The sequence below is a fragment of the Kaistia sp. SLG-1 genome, from assembly GCF_059699055.1.
The window spans coordinates 863,386-886,519 of the sequence record NZ_AP048544.1 but is presented as its reverse complement, the minus strand read 5'-3'; the positions used below and the strand labels follow the sequence as shown (position 1 = coordinate 886,519).

The following is a 23,134-nucleotide window of genomic DNA, read 5'->3' as shown; positions in this document are numbered from 1 at the left end:
CGTCGAACGGGCAGGAAGAGGCTGAATTGGTCGGAGAAGTGCGTCTCGGGACAATGGCGGCGACCGCCCTCGTCATCGTTCTGGCGAGCCTGGCGCTGGTCGAGGCGCTGGATCAGTTCGGCGCCTGGCCCGTGCTGCCCGCCCTGTTCCCCATTGTCCCGCTGGCGATCGCCGCCGCGATTGCCGTCAGATTTCGCTCGCTCGACTTCGGCGACATCATGCGCGGCGGCAATCTGGCCTCCGCCGCGATCGGCTGGGCCCTCGCCGGCACGGCGCTGTCGGCGATCGTACTCGCCGCAGCCCCGGTCGGCACCGCGCTCGGCGGCGCGCGCGGACTGGTCCTGATCGCCGCCTTCGTCATCGGCCTTGCGTTGGCAGTCCTCGTCGTCGCGCCGGCGGCGCGCAGCCTGCACGCGACGACGCTGGCCGAGGCGCTCGGCACGCGGTTCGGAACCCCGGTCCGGGCCCTTTCCGCCGTCGCCGTCCTGCTGACGCTGCTGCCGCTGCTGGCGGCGGAAGCGTCGCTGGCCGGCACGGTGGCGGGACGCATGCTGGGCCTCAGGCCGCAGCTCGCCGAGGACATCCTCCTCGGCCTCGCCGCGCTCGGTTGTGTCATCGGCGGCCTTCGGGCGGCGATCGCCATCGCGGCCGTCCTCGGGCCGATCGTGGCCCTTTCCTATCTGGTGCCGGTGGCGGCGGTCTCGCTCGGCGAAAGCTGGCTGCCGATGCCGTGGATCGGGCTGGCCGAGCCCGAGTCGCTTTCGAGCGCGACGCGCATCCCCGACCTGGTGATCACCGCCTTCGCCATCTCGCTGGTCGCCGGCGTCGGGGCGATGCCGACGCTGATCTTCCCGGCCTGGTCGACATTGAGGCAGCCGCCCGCACGGCGCAATCTCGTCGCCGGCATCGCCATCGCGGCGGTGATCCTGCTGGCGGCGCCGAGCTACGCCGTCTATGGCCGGCTGGCGGGCATCGAGGCGACGCTCGATCCGCTCGGCCTCGTCGTCAATTTCCCGGACCGGGTCGGGCTTTCCGCCATGCCGGCGGTGCTTCTGATCGGCGGCCTGCTCGCCGCCTCGCTGATCGCCATCGCCATGGGGCTCGCCACCGCCGCGACGACGATCGGCAACGATCTCTACGGCGCCTTCATCGAGCGGCGGGTGCCGGCCGGGCGGCGCATCTTCATCACCCGGCTCGGCATCCTCCTGGTCACAGCCGCCATCCTCGGCATGAACCGCCTTTCCATCGGCAGCATCGCCATGCTGGCCGGCGTCGCGCTGTCGGTCTCGGCGGCGAGCCTCGCGCCGCTGCTGCTCGTCGGCTGGCGCATGCGGCGCGCCACACCGCTCGCCGCGGTCGCCGCCATCGCGGTCGGGCTGTGGCTGACCGTCGCCAACGTGCTGCTCGCACGCTTCGCGCCGGAGGTCGCCGGGCGCTTCCTCGGCATGGGCACGGTCACGCCGACGGTGCTGGGGCCGACGGGCTGGTTCGGCCTGCCCGTCGGGCTGTCCGGCCTGATCGGCATGGTCTGCGGCGTGGCGACCCTGCTGGCGCTGTCGCTGCTGCCCGGCGTGCCATGGCCGCTGGTCTGGCTTCGCATCCGCTACGCGGCGCGAAAGCTGCAGCGCCGCTGGAAGGCGAGATCCCGCCCCGCTCCCCAGCCGGCCCCGATCCCCGCCGCGAGCGTCGCCGCCGCGAACCCTGCTGAACCGGCGCCTACCGAAACAGCAGAGCCGACACCCGCCCTCGCCGCGCCCGGCACCACACCGGCATCCCTGTTCGGACCGCTGCCGGCCTTCGCGGCAAGACTCCTGCGTCGCGAAGCGCCCGGCGCGCCGCCGCTCCCGGCCGACAAGCCGACCGACGCCTGACCCGGAGTTCCGCCATGCCCCCCGATTCCTCCGCCCAGAACCGCCTGCAGCTCTTCCCGCCGCTCGAGCCCTATGCCGTGCACCGGCTCAAGGTTTCGGCCCTGCATGAGATCCATGTCGAGGAATGCGGCAATCCCGACGGCAAGCCGGTGCTGATGGTGCATGGCGGGCCAGGCGCCGGCTGCGGCCCCAACATGCGGCGCTATCACGATCCCGCCGCCTACCGGATCATCCTGTTCGACCAGCGCGGCTGCGGCCGCTCGACGCCGCATGCCGAGCTCCGCGAAAACACGACCTGGGACCTCGTCGGCGACATGGAGACGATCCGGGAGCATCTCGGCATCGAGCGATGGCAGCTTTTCGGCGGATCCTGGGGCTCGTGCCTGGCGCTCGCCTATGCCGAGACGCATCCGGAGCGCGTCAGCGAGCTGGTGCTGCGCGGCATCTTCACGCTGCGCGAACGCGAATTGCTGTGGTTCTACCAGGAAGGCGCGTCCTGGCTGCTGCCGGAGGCGTTCGAGGCCTACCAGGCGCCGATCCCGCCCGAGGAACGGCACGACATGATCAACGCCTATCACAGGCGGCTGACCTCGGAGGACGAGGCCGTCCGCCTCAAGGCGGCCCGCGCCTGGAGCATGTGGGAAGGCAACGCGTTGTCGCTGCTGCCGGACCCGCTGCGGGTGTCGGCCTTCGGCTCGCCTTATTACGCGCTCGCCTTCGCCCGGATCGAGGCGCACTATTTCGTCAACCGGGGCTTCTTCGACCGCGACGACTTCATCCTCGCCAATGCCCGGCGGATCGCCAGGATCCCCGGCGTCATCGTGCATGGCCGCTACGACCTCTGCACGCCGGCGGCGATCGCCTGGGACCTGTCGAAGGTCTGGCCCGAGTCGGACCTCCGCATCGTGCCGGATGCCGGCCACGCCATGTCGGAGCCCGGCAACATCCACGAGCTGATCGCGGCGACCGAGCGCTTCAAAGCCCGGCCGGCCTGAGGACCTGGCCCGTAATTCGATGAGCGAGTCCGTTCCCCTCCCCCCGAGCCGCGTTGCCCCTTACCTCTCCCTGAGGGAGAGGTCGGCTCGAAGAGCCGGGTGAGGGTTTAGGGAATTCTCCGGAGAGGCCGTAAACCCTCACCCGCCGCACTCCGTGCGTCGACCTCTCCCTCAGGGAGAGGTGAAGGAAGGGCATTTCAGACCCCGCTAGCGGCTTCAGATCCGCCCCTCGTCGGCGTCCTGCTTCAGCTCGCGCACCATGCCGAAGAAGCGGCGCATCAGCTCCTGGCTGAAGTTCATGGCGCGATCGAGCTCCGGATCGCCGGACGGCAATGCCCCGAGCTTGGGCTCCTGCCGGCGTTCGATCTCGTCGATGCGCGTGCGAAGCGCCGTCACCTGGCGCTGGAGCTCGGCGACGTCGCCGCCGGCGGCTTCCGGCGACTTCGGCCCGGCAAGCGCGTCCTTCGGTCCGGTCAGCGCGTCTTTGGGTCCGGTCAGCACGTCTTCGGGAATGGCGGCGCAATGCCAGACGCCGCCCGCCGCCGCGTCGCCGCGCTGGCAATGGGAAACCGCGCCGGTCTGCGTGTCGAGGCGGACGAAGCCGCCTGCCGCCGGAACCATCGTGTAGCGGCCGGCCCGGGGCGCGATTTCAGCGTCGGAGGCGGCAGAGGAACCGGGAGCGGGAGACGGGGCGATCGTCTCGGCGCCGGCGCCCGGCGCGGCGGCCGCAAGCAGCGCCATCGTCAACGTGGCCAGCCCGATGCGACGGCACATCGTCGCCGGATCGACCGGCCTTGTAGTGACCGGTCTTGGGGTGAATGCCTGCAACATCAGCCTGCTCCCTTTTTCGACGCCGGCCGACCCTATCACGCTGCGGCAGCGGCGCGAACCCGCGCGGCGGGAAGAGGGTCGGCACCCAGGGAGGAGAAGAAGGTGCCGACCTAGGGGCCGGGCCGAAATCAGAATCGGCGCGGCCAGTCCGGATTGCGGAAAGGATCAGGCGGCGCCGGCTTCCTTCTGGCGCAGCAGGCCCGCCACCACGTCGACGGTGCGGCGGAGTTCGTCGAGCGCCTGCTCGATATCGACCTTCTGGCGCTCGAGCACTTCGATCTGCTCGTTGAACTTGCGCAGCGCCAGCCGCATCTGCAGCACCTGACCGTCCTTCAGATCGTAGAGATCGAGCATCTCCTTGATCTCGGTCAGCGAGAAGCCGACCTTCTTGCCCATCAGGACCAACTTCAGCCGCGAGCGGTCGCGGCGGGAATAGATGCGGTTCAGACCTTCGCGGCGCGGATTGAGCAGCGCCTTGTCCTCGTAGAAACGCAACGTCCTCAGGGTGACATCGAACTCGCGCGAAAGATCGCCGATCGTGAAGGTGGTCTGCTTGTTGCCGTCGGGGGCGCCGGCACTGTCGAGATCTTCACGGGAAATCCCCGCAAGTTGGGCCATGCTCATGGGAGTCACATCCTTATTCTTGGTTGCAGCGTATCGGTCGAACCGGGAGGAGGCCGCCGAAATGCATGCTCCCTTCATGCAGGTGTCGCTGCGTCAGGTAAAGCGCTTTATCGTCACCTAACGGAAATTTCGTTCTCCGATAACGGTTAAACGGCTCAGGCGACCTCCAAAAAAAGCCGCCTAAGCCATGGGCGGCTCTGGGAAAATCGTTAAGCCTCATTACCGAAGCGTGTAGAACATGCTGGTTGGTTAACCGGTTGTTTACCATGATGACGCGAAGCTGCAAACGAAGCCAGTAGGGTGAATCGGGCCACGAGTGGCTCCAGGGGCCACCCGGCGTCGGCAACGAGGCAATGGCGATTGGGGACGATGCCGTGATCAGGGCATCCAGGGGTTGTGGGACATGAAGTCGGACAGCAGGTCGGGTTACGGAACAGGCCAGCCTGGCTCGGACCTTCCGCGGCGAACCGCTGGCGTGTTCGTGCGCCGGCAGGAACCGGATGGCGCCGAGCGCCTTGCCGCGCTCTCGGCCCTGGTCGACAATCTCTCCCAGCAGATCGACGCGATCGAGGGATCCTCGCGACGGCCGGCGATCCGGCCGGACGAGCCCGCGGTTCCGCGTGCCCCCGCGCCGAAGTCCGATAACGGCCGCGCCCTCCTCGATGGCCGCATCGACGCGCTCGGGCGCCAGCTCGACGATCGCCAGGCCGAACGGCTGAGCGGGATCGAGACCAAGCTCGCCGCGCTTGCCAGCCAGCTGGCGGCCGCCAAATCGGATCCGGCCAAGGTGGATACGGCCAGGCAGGCTCCCCTCCAGGCGCCCCCCGTCCAGGCTCCGGTCCAGCAACCCGCTTCGGCCGGCAGCGCGCCGAACCGCGCCCGCACCGAGACGCTGAACAGCCTGCAGGCGGCGATCGCCGAGATCTCCAACCGCCAGCAGGCGATCGACCGCGAGACCAGCGGCGCGCCCAATCATTTCGACGCCGTCGCGATCGAGGACGCCATCGCGGCGCTGCGCGACGACATCGCCCTGCTCGGTCGCCGCATCCAGGCCGAGGCGCGCCGCACGGACGAAAGCGGCCAGACGCTGAAGAACGAACTCGCCGCTCGCATCCAGGCGCTGGCCGACACCCGGCCGCCGGAAGCCGAGGCGATCGACGACCTGCGCCGCGAGCTGGCGGAAGTCCGCCAGTCGGTCGAGCTCGCCGCCCGCGAGACGACGCTCGCCACCATCGAATCCGGCTATGGCCACATCATCGAGCGGCTGGACGAGATCGTCCGCCGCGCGCCCGGTGAGGATCGCTTCGACCGCCTGGCGCGGGAAATCGCGCAGCTCGCCACTTCGATCGAGACGAGCGCGCCGTCGCGCGAGCTCGAGACCGAGGTCGAGGACATCCGCAACGCCGTCGCCTCGCTGACCATCTCCCGATCGGACGCTGTCAGCGCCGCCGTGGAGCGGCAGGTCGCCGGCCTGCACGCCGCGATCGACGCCCTCGCCTCCCGCCCGGCTCCGGCCATCGACCTTTCCGGCATCGAGCGCGAGATCGATTCGCTCCGGCGCGACATGGACGGACATTCCCGCGGCGCCGATCCGCTGACGATGATCCGGCTGGAAAAGCAGATCGCCGGCATCCGCACGACCATCGACGAGATCGACCCGCGTCCGGCGGGCCTCGATTCGACGGCGCTCTCGCGGCTCGAGGACCGCATCGACGCGCTGGCCGGCCGTTTCGACGCCCTCGCCGAGCTGCCGACGCTCCGCGCGCCGGTCGCTTCCGACTCCTTCGACGGCCTGCGCTCGGAAATCAGCCAGCTGCGCGAGGATTTTGTCGCACGCGAGCCGGCCCGCCTGAGCGCGATCGAAGAACAGATGCAGGCGCTCGTCCGCCGGCTCGACGAGACGACGCGGCCCGACGACCATCATGCGCTGGCGCAGCTCGAGGCGCAGGTCGGCGCGCTGGCCGAGCAGGTTTCGGCCGGCTCCGACACCCGCGCCATCTCCCGCGTCGAGGAAAACCTCGACCGGCTGCAAAGCCTGCTCGGCGACAGCCGTCAGGATACGATCGAAGCGGCGCGCGACGCCGCCCGCGCCACCTTCCAGGAATTCGCCGGCAGCCTGAACGGCCGGACGGACGATCATCTGATCCAGGCGCTGCGCGAAGACATGCGCGCCCTGCAGATGGCGGCCGACCGGTCGGATCGCCAGACGCACGAGACGCTCGAGGCCGTGCACAACACGCTGGCCAAGGTGGTGAGCCGCATCGCCCAGCTCGAGACCGAAGAGCGCTCCGACGCTAAGCGCGCGCATGCGTCCGGGACGACCTCCTCGCTCGGCGCCGGCCTGCCGGAAGAGCATCGCCCGCTCGCTCCGGGCTCGGGCCGCCCCGTCCTGCCGCCCAACGCTCCGGTGGTGACCGGCGCTGCTCCGGCCGATCGCCCCGGCGACCGCAAGGCCGACTTCATCGCCGCCGCCCGCCGCGCCGCCCAGGCCGCGCAGTCGGAATCCGCCGATGCGCTTGCCGACGATGCCAAGGACGGCGAACGGCCGAGCACCTTCAGCCGCATCGGCGACGCGCTGCGCTCGCGCAAGCGGCCGCTGGTGCTGGCCATCGCCGCCATCGTGCTGGCGATCGGCGCCATGCAGCTGACCGATCCGCTGACGCGCCAGGCCTCCAAGCTTCTCCCGTCGGCCCGCAGCACCGCGACCGAGAGCACAGCTCCCGCGACGACCGATCCGCTCGCCACCGGCTCGGTTCCGGCCAAGCCGGCAGCCCCCGTCGCCGCGCCGGCGAAGCCGGCTCCCAATGCCATGGTGGCGCCGAACTCCGAGGGTTCCAGCGCGCTGGCCTTCGACCCGCCCGCCACGACCGACAGCCGCTTCGCCGCGATCGCGCCGGAAGCGCCGCCGGCCACGAGCTTCAGCACGACCCCGGACGCCACCAAGGGCATGGACCTAGAGACGGCCGCCGCCAAGGGCGATGCCGTCGCTGCCTTCGAGATGGGACGCCGTCTCTCCGAGGGCGGCAACGGCGTGCCGAAGGATGCGCGCCTCGCGGCCGACTGGTACCAGCGCTCCGCCGAGGCCGGCCTCGCCATCGCGCAATACCGCACCGGCAGCCTCTACGAGCGCGGCGAAGGCGTGCAGCGCGACCTCGCCGCCGCCCAGGGCTGGTACGAGAAGGCGAGCGCGCAGGGCAATGCCCGCGCCACCCACAATCTCGCGGTGCTGATGAGCGAGGGCGCCACCGGCGACCCGGACTATGGCCGCGCCGCGGAATATTTCACCCAGGCCGCCAATCTCGGCGTCGCCGACAGCCAGTACAATCTCGGCGTCCTCTATGCGCGCGGGCTCGGCGTCGGCGTCGACCTGATGCAGTCCTACAAGTGGTTCGCGCTGGCCGCCCAGCAGGGCGACCGCGACGCCGGCAAGCGCCGCGACGAGGTCGCCAAGGCGATGAAGCCGGACGCGCTCGCCGCCGCCCGCGCCTCGGTGCAGACCTTCAAGGCGAAGCCGCTCGACACCACCGCCAATTCGGAGCCGCGCGTCCGGCCGGAGTGGAAGACTTCGCCCGCGCAGACGAGCATGCGCGACGTGACGAAGACGGCCACGCCGCGCGGCTGAGGCTGGAAGCCGGCCGGCGCTTCGTCGCCGCCGGCGGATCAGCCGTTGACACAGGCGGGCCGAGCGGCTTTATCGGCCACGACGTCCATTGCTTCGTCATGCCCTTGTCTTGACTAGGCTTTGTGATGGCTTCGGTCCGGTCGCGGCCGGCTTCTGCCTCAACGCCACCCTGTGCCAGCGGTTCTGTCGTCGTGCAGATCTACCTCCCCATAGCCGAACTGCCGGTGAACATGTTCATCATCTTCGGCATGGGCGGCGCCGTCGGCTTCCTGTCCGGCCTTTTCGGCGTCGGCGGCGGCTTCCTTTTGACACCGCTCCTGATCTTCTCCGGCATTCCGCCCGCCGTCGCGGTCGCGAGCACGACGGCGCAGGTCGTCGCCTCCTCCGCTTCCGCCGCCATCACCTTCTGGCGCCGCCGCATGGTCGACATGAAGCTCGCCGGGGTGCTGGTGGCGTCCGGCATCGTCGGCTCGTCGATCGGCGTCGGGCTATTCAGCATGCTCCGGCGCTATGGCCAGCTCGATCTGGTCATCGCCATCTGCTACGTGACCTTCCTCGGCCTCGTCGGCGGCCTGATGCTGACGGAATCGATCCGCGCCATGATCAATGCGCGGAAGGGCCGGCCGGCCCCGCTGCGCAGGCCCGGCCAGCACAACTGGGCGCACGGCCTGCCCTTCAAGATGCGCTTCCAGCGCTCGAAACTCTATGTCAGCGTCATCCCGGTCATCGCCATCGGCGTCGGCATCGGCGCGCTCGGATCGCTGCTCGGCATCGGCGGCGGCTTCATCCTGGTGCCGGCGCTGATCTACCTGCTGCGCGTTCCCACCAACATCGTCATCGGCACCTCTCTGATCCAGATGACCGGCACGATGGCGGTCGCGACCGTGCTGCAATCGACCAGCAACCACACGGTCGACGGCGTGCTCGCGCTGATCCTGATGGTCGGTGGCGTCATCGGCGCGCAGTTCGGCACGCGGGTTGGCGCCTATGTCCGCGGCGACCAGCTCCGCGCCATGCTGGCGCTGCTGGTGCTCGCCGTCGGCGTGCGCTTCCTCGTCGACCTGGTCCACACGCCGGCCGAGCTGTTCTCGCTGGCGACGCTGACGGGCGACACGAGGTGAGACGGCTGGCGGCCCTCCTCGCGCTCGCCCTGCTCTCGCTGGGGCTGTCGCCGGCGCGCGCCGAGCAGCTCATCGTCGCGCTTTCGGCCGAGGAGGTGCGGATCACCTCGAACTTCACGGGCACCAGCATCACCGTCTTCGGCGCCATCGAGCGCGACGCGGCAACGGTCTCGCGCGCCGAGTTCTATGATGTCGTGGTGGCGATCAAGGGCCCACCCGAGACGGTGGTGACCCGCCAGAAGGACCGCTTCCTCGGCGTCTGGCTGAACAGCGCCTCGCGCACCTTCGTCAACATCCCGTCCTTCTACGCGATCAACTCGTCGCGCCCGCTTTCGCAGGTGACGACGCCGCAGATCCTGAAGCGCTTCCAGATCGGCGCTGACGACATGATCTTCCCGGTCTCGGCCGACGACGGGGCGGAAACGGCGGACTTCGACGACGAATTCCGCAAGGCCTTCATCCGGCTGAAACAGCAGGACGGCCTGTTCCGTAGCGAGGCCTACGGCGTCACCTTTCCCGGCAACGAGATCTTCCAGACCGCCATGCGCATTCCGGCCAACGTGCCGGTCGGGCGCTATGTCGTGAACGTCTATCTGTTCCGCGACGGCGCGCTGCTCGCCACCGACCAGTCGGAGATCCGCATCGCCAAGATGGGCTTCGAGCAGTTCACCTTCGACCTCGCCCACAATCAGGGCCTGCTCTACGGCGTGATCTGCGTGATCCTGGCGGTCTTCACCGGCTGGCTCGCCGGTGTCATCTTCCGCAGGGACTGAGCCTGGACGGCCGCTAGCCGCCCTTGCCCAGATTGAGGAGCCGGATGACGACCCAGACCGGGACGACGATCACCGCGCCGAGCAGGAAATACTTCCAGATCCACTCGATGGCGCCGAAGCCCATGTTCCAGATGCGCCAGACCATCTGCTCGGCCTTCTGGATGATGTCGTAGGGCGACAGTCCGAGCGCGGAGAGCACGATGCCGACGACCAGCGAAATGACGATCAGCCGAAGCAGGACCTGGGCAGGCGAGCCGCCCATGAAGCGTTGAAGGCCGTTCATTCGTCATCTCCTGTGACGCCGCGCCCGACACGGACCCGGCGTTCGATTCGGTCGGATGATAGCGGATCGGGGCGGTCGGAAAACCGGCTAAATCACCGCTGGCGTTTCATCCCGCGTCCGGGCCGAGCAACGCCTCCAGCGTCTCGATCCGGTCGGCCTCGGCCGGCGGCTTGTCCCAGCGCAGGCGGCTGATGCGGGGAAAGCGCATGGCGACGCCGGATTTGTGCCGCGTCGAGCGGTTCAGCCCCTCGAACGCCACTTCCAGCACGAGGCCGGTCGCGGCGGTATGCGTCACCTCGCGCACGGGGCCATAGCGGTTCAGCGTGTTGCGGCGGACGAAACGGTCGATCTCGACCAGCTCCTCGTCGGTGAAGCCGAAATAGGCTTTTCCCACCGGCACCAGCTCGTCGCCGCCCTCACCCGCCTTCCAGACGCCGAAGGTGTAATCGGAATAGAAGGACGAGCGCTTGCCGTGGCCGCGCTGCGCATACATCAGCACCGCGTCGACCGTGTAGGGATCGCGCTTCCACTTGAACCAGGGCCCCTTCGGCCGGCCGGGCTCGTAGACCGAATCCCAGCGCTTCAGCATCAGGCCCTCGATGATGGGCGCCGGTGGCTGGCTGCGCTTCGCCATGAGATCGTCAGTCGTCTCGTAGGCAACGAGCGGCGACAGATCGATGCGGCCAGCGAGCGAGCCGGCGACGAGACTCTCCAGCCGCTCGCGCCGATCCCGAAACGGCAGCGCGCGGACGTCGTCCTCGCCGTCGACGAGGCAATCATAGGCGCGGATGAAGGCCGGATGGCTGGCAATCAGCTTGCCGGAGACGGTCTTCCGGTTGAGGCGCTGCTGCAGCTCGGAGAAGGAGCCCGGCTCGATCACCTCACCCTCGCGGCGACCGACCAGGAGTTCGCCGTCGATCGCGCCCTTGAAGTCGAGCGCCTCCAGCATGTCGGGAAAGGTGTCGCCGATATCCTCGCCGGTGCGCGTATAGAGCCGGCGCACGCCCTGGTCCGACACGGCCTGGACGCGGATGCCGTCCCATTTCCACTCCGCCGCATAGATCTCGGGAACGATGCGCGGAAGATCCGCCTCCTCCAGCGGCTGCGCCAGCATCACCGGCCGGAACGGCGCCCGCGCCGACGAAACCGGCTTCTCCGCCCGCCCCTCCAGCCAGGCGAACAGCGGCAGATAAGGCGGCTTGAGGCCGTGCCAGAGCTCCTCGATCTCGTTGACCTGCAGCCCTTCCACCTTTTCGGCGCCGAAATCGGCCAGCGCCTGCTTGGCGAGCCGTGCCGAGACGCCGATGCGCAGGCCGCCGGTGACGAGCTTCAGCAGCGCCCAGCGCCCCTCGGCATCGAGCGCATCGAGAAAGGCGGCGACGCGTCTCGGCCCGTCGGCGCGCGACGAGGCGAGCAGCGTTTCGACGATGGCGGAGAGCGAGGGGAGGTTTGTCTTGCGAGAGGCTTGAGGCGTCGAGGCGGTACCCCCCACCCAACTCTCCCCCACAAGGGGGGAGGGCTTTCGGCTTTCGTCCATGGAGATGTCGAGGACGCCCACCGGAGCGCCCTCTCCACCCTTGTGGGGAAGAGTTGGAGAGAGGGGTACCGGCTCCGCCGCCACCGGCGCGATCGCGCCCTCGTCCCAGACCAGCGCGATCGTCTCCGCCAAGTCGCCGACATAGTCGTAGGAATAGGCGAACAGCACTTCGTCGATGCGCTCGGCGACCAGCGCGCGGAGCATCGCCGGCTTGACCGCGGGGACGTCAAGCGAGCCGGTCAGCGCCGCCAGCGCCCAGCCACGATCGGGATCCGGGGTCTCGCGAAAATACTCCGCCATCAGCCGCAGCTTGGCGTTGCGCGACGGCGTCAGGATCAGGCGGTCGAGAAGGGCGGCGAAGGCCTGCATGACGGCAATCTAGAGCGTTTTCGAGCGAAGTGGATACCGGTTCGCGTGAAGAAAACGCGACCAACAAAGGTTCTGCGGAGTGGCGACGACGCGGGAAAGCCCCGGCGCGCCCGGGTTGAAGTGACGCCGGCGACCGACTAGATGTGAGCGGTCCGGCGTTTCGTCGGATCTCGTTCTCAGGGCGGGGTGAAACTCCCCACCGGCGGTAAGAAGGTTCTCCTTCAAGCCCGCGAGCGCCTTTCCGTTCCAGCGGAAAGGGTCAGCAGATTCGGTTAAATTCCGAAGCCGACGGTCATAGTCCGGATGGAAGAGAACGGCGAAGACATTGCAACCCGGCCCTCGCGGCCGGCGCAATGGCTGTCGCTCATGCCCTGATTTCGTGTTGTCGAACCCGATGGGAACCAACATGAGTCAGACGACCCTCGCCAAGCCATCGCTTGCAAAGCCTTCCGCTCTTGGAGCGCCCGTCGCCGGCGCCTTCTGGATGATCCTCGCCGGCGTCGCCTTTGCCGGCGTCAATACGCTCGAACAGGTCGCGACCGTCAGCCTGCATCTGCCGGCGCCGACCGCCGCCTTCCTGCAATATGCCATCGCCCTCGTCGTCGTCCTGCCCTGGGCGGCGCGGCGCGGCCTGCCTTCGCTGCGGACCCGCCGGCCGGGCCTGCAGGCGCTGCGCGTCCTGCTCGCCGCCGTCGGCGTGCAGTTCTGGGTGCTCGGCCTCTCGCATGCCGTGCCGATCGGCCAGGCGATCGCCCTCGTCATGACCTCGCCCTTCGTCGTCACGCTGGGCGCCGGGCTCTTTCTCGGCGAAAAGGTCTCGATCGAGCGTTGGCTCGCCGTCGTCGTCGGCTTCGCCGGCGGGCTGATCATCCTCGATCCGTTCTCGGAAAGCTTCACCATCGCCAGCCTCTATCCGCTGGCGGCCTCCGTGCTCTGGGCCGGCGTCTCGCTCGTGCAGAAGAAGCTGCTCGCCGAGGATAGCCCCGAGGCGGTGACCGCCTGGCTGCTGCTGCTGCTCGCGCCGGTCAATCTGCTGCTGGCGCTGCCCACGGGCATCGTCCTACCGTCCGGCGACGCCTGGATCGCCATTGTCGCCGTCGGCGTGCTTACCGCGGCCGCCCAAGGCTTCCTGGCGCTCGCCTATGCCAGGGCCGACGCCGCCTATGTGCAGCCCTTCGACCATGTCAAGCTGCCGCTCAACGTCATCGCCGGCTGGCTCGTCTTCGGCTGGATCCCGCCCAGCCATCTCTGGGCGGGCGCGGCGCTGATCGTCGGCGCGTCAATGTTCCTGCTCTGGCGCGAAAGCCGGCAGCAGGGCGCCAAGGCGGCCTACTCCGCCTCGTCCTCGTAGCCGACCATGTGCAGCGGCCGGGCGCGGATCCCGGCCAGCTCGCACCAGCGCACCAGCGCCTCCTCGCGGCCATGCGTGACCCAGACCTCGGCGGGAGCAATCTCGGCGATCGTCTGGGTCAGCTCGGCCCAGTCGCAATGATCCGAGATGATCAGCGGCAGCTCGACGCCGCGCTGCTTGGCGCGCTGGCGGATCGACATCCAGCCGGAGGCGAAGCAGGAGACCGGATCGGGAAAGCGCCGCGCCCAGCGATCGGCGAAGGCGGAGGGCGGCCCGACGACGATGGCGCCGGCGAAATCCGTGTCGCCGGCCGATTTGCGGCCGGCCTCGACGGTCGCCGCCTCCAGCGGGCCGAGGTCGATGCCCTCTTCCTGATAGAGCCGGCAGAGCCGCTCCAGCGCGCCGTGGATGTAGATCGTGCGGTCGTAGCCTTCCTCGCGCAGCCGCTTGATCACCCGCTGCGCCTTGCCGAGCGCATAGGCGCCGACGAGATGCGCCCGCTCCGGAAAGGCGGCGAGCGAGGCGAGCAGCTTGCCGATTTCGTGGCCGTCGTCGGGATGGCGAAACACCGGCAGGCCGAACGTCGCCTCGGTGATGAAGACGTCGCACTTCACCGGCTCGAACGGCGCGCAGGTGGGATCGCGCCGGCGCTTGTAGTCGCCAGACGCGACGATGCGCATCCCCTTCGCCTCGACTGCGATCTGCGCCGAGCCCAGCACATGGCCGGCCGGATGAAACTGCACGGTGACGTCGCCGATCGTGACCGCTTCGCCGAAGCGGGCCACCGTCTCGCTGCCGGCGAAATCGGGGCCGTAGCGTTCGGCCATGATCTTGAGCGTCTCGCGCGTCGCCATCACGGCGCCGTGGCCGGGCCGGGCATGGTCGGAGTGGCCATGGGTGATCAGCGCCCGCGCCACCGGCCGCACGGGATCGATGTGAAAGCCGCCGAGTGGGCAATAGAGGCCTTCCGGAACGGGGGACAGCAAGTCGGACGGACGCATGCCTCCAATCTAGGTGGTCTCGACCCTGATGAAAGGGAAACCTGCGAGATCCGCGCGAGGATTCCTTGCCGTTCCCTTTCCGCTGGGACAACGTCATGATCCCAGCTTCACGCGGAGGGGCAGATGAGTGGTTTCGGCGACTTCGACTTCCTGATCGGCGAGTGGACCATCACCAACGAGTTCCTGAAGCACCGCCTCGTCGGCTCGACGGAGTGGGAAACATTCCCGGCGACATCCCGCGTGGAGAAGGTGATGCCGATCCCCGAGGGGAGGCATGCGGGCGGGCATGGCGGCAATCTGGACACGATGTTCGTCCCGGCGCGCGGCTTCACCGGCATGACGCTACGCCTCTTCGATCCCGTTTCCGGCCTTTGGTCGATCTACTGGTCGGACACCAAGAGCTTCCGGCTTTTCCCGCCGACGATCGGCCAGTTCCGGGACGGGCATGGCCAGTTCTTTGGCGACGACAGGGAGGGCGGGGTTCCGGTGCGCGTGCGCTTCGACTGGACGGCCGGCGAGCGGCCGATCTGGGAACAATGGTTCTCGGCCGATGGCGGCGACAATTGGGAAAAGAACTGGGTGATGCGGTTCGAACGGGCCTGATGGCCTTGCGGAGCTTCGCGACTCTGGTCCCGTTTTGTTCCAGTTTTCCCTTGGCGATGACCGTGCCGCGCGCTACCTCTCGAACGTGACGCACCAGTTTCGCCCCCAAGCCGACCCTGGAAGCCTTGTCGCGAGCCTGCCCGACTCGTTCGCCGACTGGTTCGCCCGTCGCGGCTGGGCGCCGCGGCCGCATCAGCTCGCGCTGTTGGAAAAGGCGCGCGAGGGACGATCCGCGCTGCTGATCGCGCCGACCGGCGCCGGCAAGACGCTCGCCGGTTTCCTGCCCACCCTCGTCGATCTCGCGACGCGCCCGCCGGCGGGAAAAGGCGGACGCGGGCCGCATACGCTCTACATCTCGCCGCTCAAGGCGCTCGCCGTCGACATCGCCCGCAATCTCGAGGCCCCGGCCTCAGAGATCGGCCTCGACATCGCGATCGAGACACGCACCGGCGATACACCGGCGCACAAGCGCCAGCGCCAGAAACTGAAGCCGCCGGAGATCCTGCTGACGACGCCGGAGCAGCTGGCCCTGCTCCTCTCCAATCCGGATGCCGGCCGCTTCTTCGGCGATCTGAAGACCGTCATCTTCGACGAGCTGCACGCCCTGGTGACGGCGAAGCGCGGCGACCTGCTGGCGCTCGGGCTCGCCCGGCTCCGCCGTCTCGCGCCGGACCTGCGAACCGTCGGCCTGTCGGCGACGGTCTCCGAGCCGGACGATCTGCGCGCCTGGCTGATGCCGCAGACCCAAGGCGAACCGGCCAACCTGTCCGATCTCGTCACCGTCGCCGGCGGCGCCAAGCCGGAGATCTCCATCCTCGACACCGAGGAACGCCTGCCCTGGGCCGGGCATTCGGCCGTGCATGCGATCGGCGAGATCTACGCCGCGATCCAGGCGAACGGCATGGTGCTGGTTTTCGTCAACACGCGCAGCCAGGCCGAGCGCGTGTTCCAGGAGCTCTGGCAGGTCAACGAGGACGCGTTGCCGATCGCGCTGCATCACGGCTCGCTCGACGTCGCGCAGCGCCGCCGGGTCGAGGCAGCAATGGCGGTGGGGAGCCTCCGCTGCGTCGTCTGCACCTCGACGCTCGATCTCGGCATCGACTGGGGCAATGTCGATCTGGTCGTCAATGTCGGCGCGCCGAAGGGTGCGAGCCGGCTCGCCCAGCGCATCGGCCGTGCCAACCACCGCATGGACGAACCGTCGCGCGCCCTACTCGTGCCGGCCAATCGCTTCGAGGTGATGGAATGCACCGTCGCGCTGGAGGCGAGCACGATCGGCGCGCAGGATACGCCGCGCCCGAAATCCGGCTCGCTCGACGTGCTGGCGCAGCACGTGCTCGGCATGGCCTGCGCCGCGCCGTTTTCCGCCGACGACCTGCATGAAGAGATCTGTTCCGCCGCGCCCTATGCGTCGCTGCCGCGCGAGACCTTTGACCGCGTGGTCGATTTCGTCGCCACGGGCGGCTATGCGCTGAAGAGCTATGAGCGGTTCGCCAAGATCCGCCGGGTCACCGACGGCACCTGGCGCATCACCCATCCGAGCGTCGCGCAGCAATACCGGCTGAATGTCGGCACCATCGTCGCCGATCCGATGCTGAAGGTGCGGCTCGCCTCGCGAAGAAGCGGGGCCCCGCTCGGCATGGGCGGCCGCGTGCTTGGCGAGGTGGAGGAGTATTTCCTCGAGACGCTGGTGCCGGGCGACACCTTCCTGTTCGCCGGTCTCGTGCTGCGCTTCGAGGGCATTCGCGACAACGAGGCGATCGCCAGCCGCACGGTGAACGAGGCGCCCAAGGTGCCGTCCTATTTCGGCGGCAAGTTCCCGCTCTCGACCTACCTCGCCGACGGCGTCCGCGGGTTGATCGCCGACGAGACCGCCTGGAGCCGGCTGCCGCATCAGGTCTCCGACTGGCTCGCTCTGCAGAAATGGGCCTCCGTCCTGCCGGCGCGCGACGAGCTGCTGGTCGAGACCTTTCCGCGCGGCGACCGCTTCTACATGGTCGCCTATCCGTTCGAGGGGCGGCTGGCGCACCAGACGCTCGGCATGCTGCTGACCCGACGGCTCGAGCGGGCGAAGCTCAAGCCGATGGGCTTCGTCGCCTCCGACTATGCGCTCGCCGTCTGGGGCCTCGGCGACATGGGCGAGGCCTTCGCCCGGGAAAGGCCATCCGTCGGCGATCTGTTCGACCAGGACATGCTGGGCGACGATCTCGACGCCTGGCTGGCGGAAAGTCACCTCCTGAAGCGGACTTTTCGCAGCTGCGCGCTGATTTCCGGCCTGATCGAGCGCCGGCATCCGGGCCGCGAGAAGACCGGCCGACAGGTGACGATCTCGACGGATTTGATCTACGACGTGCTGCGGAGCCACGAGCCCGACCACATCCTGCTGCAGGCGACCTGGGCGGATGCCGCGACCGGACTGCTCGACGTCCGCCGTCTCTCCGACATGCTGGCGCGGGTGAAGGACCACATCCGGCATCAGCCGCTCGACCGCATCTCGCCGCTCGCCGTGCCGGTGATGCTCGATATCGGCAAGGAGCCGGTCGGCGGCGAGGCGAACGAGGCAATCCTGCGCGAGAACGCCGACGACCTCGTCCGCGAGGCGATGGGCGAAGTGGTGGAAAGGGCTGCGGTGGAGTGAGGCGGCGTGACGGGCCTGCTGGCTCGTGGTCTTGGGCTTCGACTCCCGCGCTTGGCTGCCACAGCCTCTTGGCTCCGCCGTCATCCCACCCTCGCTGTCATCCCGGGCCCCGACCCGGGATCCATTCAGCCGAAGCGGCGGGCGTGTAAACCTCCCAAAAGAGCGGCTGTATGGATCCCCGCCTTCGCGGGGATGACGGCGAGGATGGTATGACGGCGAGCTGGGATGACGGCGAGGGTGGGCGAGCGGCGGGGCCACGCACTCCAGTGCCGCAACAGGCGCCGCCCCACCCCTCTGGAGAGGCCAAACTCCCCTACTCCGTAACCGCGATCATCCCCTTCATCATCGGGTGGACCCGGCAGAAATACGGGAACGTCCCCGCCTTGCTCAGCGTCACGCTGCCGGTCTTGCCGGCCGGCAGCTTCACGTCGAAGCCCTTGTCAGCCGCAGTCGCCGTGTGGTCGACGAAATCGGCGTTCACCCATTCGATCGTGTCGCCTGCCTTTGCTGTGACGCTGGCCGGAACAAAGGCGAGCTTGCTCACCTGGACGGTGATCGTCTCGGCCGATGCAGCGAGAGGTGTAAAAGCGGCCGGCAGGAGCACGACGCCGGCGAGCGCCAACCCGACGCGCGCCCGCCGGCGGCCCCAGCCGCCCGTCACTTCAGCTCTCCCGCCACCATGCGGGCGTGCTCCTCATGGCCCTGGAAGATCTTGAGGCCGGTCGTCAGCAGGTCCTTCAGTTGCGCGTTCTGCGCCGCCGGGATCAGCGTCGTCTCGAGCGCCGTGTTGACGGCATGGTGATAGGCGACCTCGTTGTCGGCATAAGCCTTGTCGAAGGCCGCCCCCTTCAGCGTCGCGAGGTGCTTCGCCGTCGCGTCCGCCTGCTTCGTCAGCGCCTGGCTGGTCGCATTGTCCTTCGGCGTGACCTTGAGCTGGGCGGCGAGCGCGAGGGCCTGCTTGTTGACCGCCTCGTGGTCGCGGATCATGTCCTTGGCAAACTCCAGCACGGCCTTGTTCTTCGATGTCTTCACGGCGTGTTGCGCCGCCTGGATGTCGATGGTGTCGGCCGTGTAGACGATGTGGGCGATTTCCGGATCGGTCGGCTTCGCGGTCTCGGCGGCGAGGCCAAGCGTCGTCGTCAGCATCAGCCCGCCAAGGGCGATGCCCATCGTTTTCAGCGCGTTCATGATCGTCTCCCAGTCGCTGCGATAATCTTGTCGATGCGATGGCCGGTTGGCCCGCGACGATCCGTTAGATGTCGCCGGTCGACGAAGGTTCCCGCGATGCGAGGATCGCCACGACGCGGTCGGCCATGCGCTCGCAGCGCGCGCCGCCGAAGGGGAAGGCATCGCCGAGCACGTCGCCGACCTTGGCTTCCAGCGCCTGCCGCAGCAGCTTGCGCGCCCGGAACAGGCGCGTCTTCACCGTCTCGGGCTTGAGATCGAACAGCGACGCCGTCTCCTCGACCGAAAGGTCCTCGACCAGGCGGGCGACGAGCACGATGCGGAACGGTTCCGGGAGCGCGTCAATCGCGGCCTCGACCAGTTGGCGGATCTCGCGCTGGGCCATGCTCCTCTCCGGATCTGGGCTGGCTGCCGCCAGCGGGAACGGGATGATGTCGGCTTCGGTCGCTTCGGCCTCGATCATCGGCGTCAGCTCGACCGTCGGATGGCGGCGGCGGATGCGGCCGAGCGCCTCGTTGATGACGATGCGCGACAGCCAGGTGGCGAGGCTCGATTCACGGCGGAAGCTGCCGAGCCTCAAGAAGGCGCGGACATAGGCGGCCTGCACGATATCCTCCGCCTCGTCGTCATCGCCGGTCATGCCGCGCGCCAGGCGGAACAGGCGCCGGTTGTTCTGGCGGATGATGGTGCGGACCGCCGCCTCCTCGTGCCGGAGCGCGCGGAGGATCAAATCGGCTTCGCCGAGCTCGATGCGGGCTAGTTCGTGGCTGGCCATTCCTGCCTCCTCGTCCGCCCCCAAGCGCGGTCGCGATCGGTGGGCGCTCATTGGATGCGGGCGATGCCAAAGCGTTCCCGGCCCCGGGCATCTGCCGCAGGATTGTACGCCACTTCGCAGGAATGTAGGAGCGAGCCGAAACGGACGCGCTTCGAGGTTTCGTGCGGCGCCGCGAATGCTAGAATGCTCGCCTGATTCAATTCCCCGCTTCGAACCGGAACGACATGCAAGGAACCGCGACAGCCCCGGACAGGACGGAAACGGCGACTGCCGGGCTCTCGGTCGCCTCGGTGCCGCTGGTTCCGCTAATCGAAGGCGCGCTCTGGTGGCCGGACGAGCGCACGCTCGTCGTCGCCGACCTGCATCTCGAAAAGGGCTCGTCCTTCGCGCGGCGCGGCCAGATGCTGCCGCCCTACGACACGCGGACGACGCTGGCGCGGCTCGCGGCGATCCTCGCCCGCTTGGCGCCTCAACGCGTCATCGCGCTCGGCGACAGTTTTCACGACAGGACGGGCGACCAGCGCCTCGACGAGAGCGACCGCGCGGCGCTGCGCGCGATGACCGCCTCGGCCGAATGGATCTGGATCGCCGGCAACCATGATCCCGAGCCGCCGCGCGAACTCGGCGGCTGGGCGACCGGCGAATTTTCCGTCGGCCCGCTCGTCTTCCGCCACGAACCGCTCGCCGGCGCCCGGCCGGGCGAGATCGCCGGCCATCTCCACCCCGCCGCCCGGCTCGTCGGCCGGGGCCGCTCGATCCGCCGTCGCTGCTTCGCCGCCGACGGCAACCGGCTCGTCATGCCGGCCTTCGGCGCGCTCGCCGGCGGGCTCAACGTGCTCGACGCCGCCTTCCGGCCGCTCTTCGACGGCCATGCCTTCCATGCCTGGATGCTGGGCGACGCCGTCCACGCCGTCGCCGGCCGCCGCCTCAAGGGCGAATAGCCGTCGACACGCCAGCGAAATCAGGCGGGGCTCCCCTGCCCGGCGCCGGATCCTCCGTATATGGTGCCGGCGTTTTCGACGACAGAACGGAAGAGTGAGCGCTTGATACCCTGGGTCCGGCTCGACACGGCAGACATTCCCGGCGGCGGCGGAACGCTGCGGCTGATGCAGCGCGGCGCCGAGTTTTCCATCATGATCGGCTCGAACGAGCTGATGAACAGCCGCCTGAGCGGGTCTGAGGAAGCGCTCGCCTCGCTGAGCGCCGAACGCATCGCCGGGCGAGCCAGCCCGCGGATCCTGATCGGCGGCCTCGGCATGGGTTTTACGCTGCGCGCGGCGCTCGCCGAATTCGGGCCGGACGCCGAGATCACCGTGGCCGAGTTGGTGCCGGCCGTCGTCGCCTGGGCGCGCGGGCCGATTCAGCCGGTCTTCGGCGATTGCCTCGATGATCCCCGCGTAAAAATCCATGTCGGCGATGTCGGCGACCCGATCCGCGCCGGAGGCGGCAGCTTCGACGCCATCCTGCTCGACGTCGACAACGGTCCGGACGGGCTGACGCGCGAGTCGAATGACGGGCTCTATACGCTGCAGGGGCTCGGCGCCGCCTACGCCGCGCTCCGCCCCGGCGGCGTGCTCGCCGTCTGGTCTTCGGGCCCCAGCGCCGTCTTCACGCAGCGCCTGCGCAAATCCGGCTTCGCCGTCGAGGAGGTCCGGGTGCGGGCCAATCGCGGCCGCAGCGGCGCCAAGCACGTCATCTGGCTCGCGACGCGTCCGGGCGCCTGATCAGGCCGGACCGAGACGACGGCGCATTTCCGCGGGCGGGGCCAGGGCGCGGGCCGGAAGCGGCGGCGCGACGAGGCTGCGCCGGCCTTCCTGCCCGTGATGCTTCGTCTTCTCCCAGCGATGCGGCGCGACGATCAACTGGAAGAAGGCCCGGTAGCAGGCGAGCGACAGGAGCAGCCAGTAGCCGGGCAGGAAGAGCAGGATGCCCGGCTGGCGCTTCCTTTGACGCATCCGGAGCGTGGCGCGCGACAGAAGCGCGAACGCGACATAGGCGGCGACGAAGTTGAAGACGTTCAGGAAGATCATCGCCGATCCCAGCGGAGTTTCCGCCCGCCAGAGCGCCGAGGGATCGATCAGCAGGGCGACGGCGGTCGCAAGGTAGATCGGGTAGATCGCCGCCGCCACGATGGCGCCGAAGCCCGTCAGGATGAAGCCGAGCATGCGGCGCGGGCCAAGCGCCCGCCAGAGCCGGATCGGCTGGCGCGAATGCACGAGGAAGGTCTGCATCCAGCCCTTCAGCCAGCGGGTCCGCTGCTTCAGCCAGAGCTTGGTCGTGCGCGGCGCTTCCTCATAGGTCGGCCGCGTGATCGTGCTGGTGCGATAGCCGCAGCGGGCGAAGCGGATGCCGAGATCGGCGTCCTCGGTGACGTTGTAGGGATCCCAGCCGCCGACGTCGCGCAGCGCCTCGATGCGGAAATGGTTCGACGTGCCTCCGAGCGGCAGCGGCATGTCGAGCGCGGCGAGCATGGGCAGCACGCCGTCGAACTGCATCGAATATTCCATCGCGAAGAAGGCGGTGAGCCCGTTGGTCTCGTCATTGTCGATCAGGAGCGGCGCCTGGATGCAGGCGAGGCGCGCGTCGCCTTCGGCGAAGGCCAGATAGGCCTCGATCAACTGACCGGGATCGGGTCGGTCCTCCGCGTCATAGACGGTGACGAAGCTGCCGCGCGCCAGCGGCAGGGCGAAATTGAGCGCCTTCGGCTTGGTGCGTGGCGCCCGGTCCGGCACGACGATCATCTCGAAAGGCGGACCGAGGCCGAGCCGCTCGACGGCATGTCGGGTCTTGCGGTCGCGGGCCTCGACGATGAACTTGATGTCGAGCCGGTCCTTCGGCCAGTCGAGGCGGCCGAGCGCGCCGACGAGATCGGCGACCATGTGCGCCTCGTCATAGAGCGGGACGAGGACGCTGTAGACCGGCAACCGATCCCGATCGACCACCAGCGGTGGCGGCGGCCGCATCGTCCGCTCCAATACGATGCTGACCGCGAGAAGCCGCAGCATGACGAGGGCGAGGAAAAGGAACCCGGCGGCGAGATTGAAGCCCTGGAGAACGAGGCGGCCGTCATACCAGAAGGCGAGCGCCAGCAGCATGAAGAGGACGAAGCCGCCGAGGATCTGGCGCGGCGTCAGCAGCCGGCGGGCCGAAAGCTCCGGCTGGTCGCGGTCGAGCCCCGTCACAGCCTCCTCCAGCAGCGGACCGCTGGCTGCCTCGGTCAGGCAGCGCCGGATCACGGCGGGCGTCGTCACGACGAGCCGCGACGCAAGCCCCGGCAGCCGCTCGAGCACGGTCGCGAGCCGCCCGGCCTGCGCCGGCTCCGGCGCGACCAGCAGGCGGCGCGACGTTCCGTCCTCGATCAGCGCGGTCTTGCCGGCGCGGATAGAAGTGGCGAGATCGGCGAGATCGGCATCGCCGACGGGCATCCCGCGCTCCCAGCTCTTGCGGGGCAAGGGATCGAACGCCAGCCCGAGGCGCGCGGCGAGCAGCGCATAGTGCAGCTCGCCGTCAGGTTCCGCTCGCCGTGGCGGTTCCAATCCTGCCTCGTGATCCAAA

General features: G+C 68.9%; 19 protein-coding genes and 1 riboswitch. Of the genes, 10 read left to right on the top strand and 9 right to left on the bottom strand.

What is annotated here, in order from left to right:
* Positions 1–53: 53 nt before the first annotated feature.
* Both AC6HZP_RS04000 and pip read left to right on the top strand, forming a co-directional pair.
* The gene (locus tag AC6HZP_RS04000; RefSeq protein ID WP_497525490.1) at positions 54–1,871 is read left to right on the top strand and encodes a sodium:solute symporter family transporter; all 1,818 of its coding nucleotides are present in this window, start codon (positions 54–56) and stop codon (positions 1,869–1,871) included.
* Between the two features lie 14 nt (positions 1,872–1,885).
* Positions 1,886–2,866, top strand: a complete 981-nt coding sequence (pip, locus tag AC6HZP_RS03995) for a prolyl aminopeptidase (protein WP_497525489.1) — start codon at positions 1,886–1,888, stop codon at positions 2,864–2,866.
* A gap of 216 nt (positions 2,867–3,082) precedes the next feature.
* Here pip and AC6HZP_RS03990 read toward each other — a convergent pair whose 3' ends face one another.
* The gene (locus tag AC6HZP_RS03990) at positions 3,083–3,697 is read right to left on the bottom strand and encodes a hypothetical protein (RefSeq protein ID WP_497525488.1); all 615 of its coding nucleotides are present in this window, start codon (positions 3,695–3,697) and stop codon (positions 3,083–3,085) included.
* Between the two features lie 165 nt (positions 3,698–3,862).
* Entirely contained in the window at positions 3,863–4,321 is a 459-nt protein-coding gene (locus AC6HZP_RS03985) for a MerR family transcriptional regulator (protein WP_201402344.1), read from the bottom strand.
* 481 nt (positions 4,322–4,802) lie between these two features.
* On the opposite strand from AC6HZP_RS03985, the gene AC6HZP_RS03980 reads away from it, so the two are divergent.
* The 3 genes from AC6HZP_RS03980 (at position 4,803) to AC6HZP_RS03970 (ending at position 9,837) form a co-directional block, all read left to right on the top strand.
* Positions 4,803–7,943, top strand: coding sequence for a hypothetical protein (locus tag AC6HZP_RS03980; RefSeq protein WP_497525487.1), 3,141 nt, complete (start codon positions 4,803–4,805; stop codon positions 7,941–7,943).
* Positions 7,944–8,134: 191 nt separating this feature from the next.
* Positions 8,135–9,064, top strand: coding sequence for a sulfite exporter TauE/SafE family protein (locus AC6HZP_RS03975; protein ID WP_201402342.1), 930 nt, complete (start codon positions 8,135–8,137; stop codon positions 9,062–9,064).
* Complete coding sequence (locus AC6HZP_RS03970) at positions 9,061–9,837, top strand: TIGR02186 family protein (RefSeq protein WP_497525486.1); 777 nt, start codon at positions 9,061–9,063, stop codon at positions 9,835–9,837. The genes AC6HZP_RS03975 and AC6HZP_RS03970 overlap by 4 nt, the downstream gene beginning before the upstream one ends.
* A gap of 13 nt (positions 9,838–9,850) precedes the next feature.
* Here the strand turns inward: AC6HZP_RS03970 and AC6HZP_RS03965 are convergent, their stop codons facing one another.
* Together AC6HZP_RS03965 and AC6HZP_RS03960 are read right to left on the bottom strand one after the other, a co-directional pair.
* Positions 9,851–10,120 carry a DUF6460 domain-containing protein gene (locus tag AC6HZP_RS03965; RefSeq protein ID WP_497525485.1) on the bottom strand — a complete coding sequence of 90 codons (270 nt, stop codon included), beginning with the start codon at positions 10,118–10,120 and terminating at the stop codon, positions 9,851–9,853.
* 106 nt (positions 10,121–10,226) lie between these two features.
* Positions 10,227–12,026 (bottom strand): cisplatin damage response ATP-dependent DNA ligase, encoded by a 1,800-nt coding sequence (locus tag AC6HZP_RS03960; protein WP_497525484.1) that lies wholly within the window; start codon positions 12,024–12,026, stop codon positions 10,227–10,229.
* 168 nt (positions 12,027–12,194) lie between these two features.
* A riboswitch (FMN riboswitch) is annotated at positions 12,195–12,345 on the top strand.
* A gap of 87 nt (positions 12,346–12,432) precedes the next feature.
* Between AC6HZP_RS03960 and AC6HZP_RS03955 the strand changes: the two genes are divergently transcribed.
* Positions 12,433–13,377: a DMT family transporter gene (locus tag AC6HZP_RS03955; protein WP_497525483.1), complete on the top strand. Its 945-nt coding sequence runs from the start codon at positions 12,433–12,435 to the stop codon at positions 13,375–13,377.
* On the opposite strand, the gene AC6HZP_RS03950 is transcribed toward AC6HZP_RS03955, so the two are convergent.
* On the bottom strand, positions 13,356–14,378 hold the full coding sequence (locus AC6HZP_RS03950; protein ID WP_497525482.1) for a ligase-associated DNA damage response exonuclease: 1,023 nt from the start codon (positions 14,376–14,378) through the stop codon (positions 13,356–13,358). The genes AC6HZP_RS03955 and AC6HZP_RS03950 overlap by 22 nt on opposite strands.
* A 123-nt stretch (positions 14,379–14,501) precedes the next feature.
* Between AC6HZP_RS03950 and AC6HZP_RS03945 the strand changes: the two genes are divergently transcribed.
* Both AC6HZP_RS03945 and AC6HZP_RS03940 read left to right on the top strand, forming a co-directional pair.
* Positions 14,502–14,981 (top strand): hypothetical protein, encoded by a 480-nt coding sequence (locus tag AC6HZP_RS03945; RefSeq protein ID WP_497525481.1) that lies wholly within the window; start codon positions 14,502–14,504, stop codon positions 14,979–14,981.
* An 85-nt stretch (positions 14,982–15,066) separates the two neighbouring features.
* Complete coding sequence (locus AC6HZP_RS03940) at positions 15,067–17,619, top strand: ligase-associated DNA damage response DEXH box helicase (protein WP_497526730.1); 2,553 nt, start codon at positions 15,067–15,069, stop codon at positions 17,617–17,619.
* 313 nt (positions 17,620–17,932) lie between these two features.
* On the opposite strand, the gene AC6HZP_RS03935 is transcribed toward AC6HZP_RS03940, so the two are convergent.
* The 3 genes from AC6HZP_RS03935 to AC6HZP_RS03925 form a co-directional block, all read right to left on the bottom strand.
* The gene (locus tag AC6HZP_RS03935) at positions 17,933–18,280 is read right to left on the bottom strand and encodes a cupredoxin domain-containing protein (RefSeq protein ID WP_497525480.1); all 348 of its coding nucleotides are present in this window, start codon (positions 18,278–18,280) and stop codon (positions 17,933–17,935) included.
* Positions 18,277–18,807, bottom strand: coding sequence for a DUF4142 domain-containing protein (locus tag AC6HZP_RS03930; protein WP_497525479.1), 531 nt, complete (start codon positions 18,805–18,807; stop codon positions 18,277–18,279). The genes AC6HZP_RS03935 and AC6HZP_RS03930 overlap by 4 nt, the downstream gene beginning before the upstream one ends.
* A gap of 64 nt (positions 18,808–18,871) precedes the next feature.
* Positions 18,872–19,579, bottom strand: a complete 708-nt coding sequence (locus tag AC6HZP_RS03925) for an RNA polymerase sigma factor (protein ID WP_497525478.1) — start codon at positions 19,577–19,579, stop codon at positions 18,872–18,874.
* Positions 19,580–19,803: 224 nt separating this feature from the next.
* On the opposite strand from AC6HZP_RS03925, the gene pdeM reads away from it, so the two are divergent.
* Positions 19,804–20,520 carry a ligase-associated DNA damage response endonuclease PdeM gene (gene pdeM / locus AC6HZP_RS03920; protein WP_497525477.1) on the top strand — a complete coding sequence of 239 codons (717 nt, stop codon included), beginning with the start codon at positions 19,804–19,806 and terminating at the stop codon, positions 20,518–20,520.
* Positions 20,521–20,622: 102 nt separating this feature from the next.
* A complete protein-coding gene (locus tag AC6HZP_RS03915; protein WP_497525476.1) occupies positions 20,623–21,303 on the top strand; it encodes a spermidine synthase in 681 nt (226 codons plus the stop codon).
* On the opposite strand, the gene AC6HZP_RS03910 is transcribed toward AC6HZP_RS03915, so the two are convergent.
* Entirely contained in the window at positions 21,304–23,115 is a 1,812-nt protein-coding gene (locus AC6HZP_RS03910; RefSeq protein WP_497525475.1) for a glycosyltransferase family 2 protein, read from the bottom strand.
* Positions 23,116–23,134 lie beyond the last annotated feature (19 nt).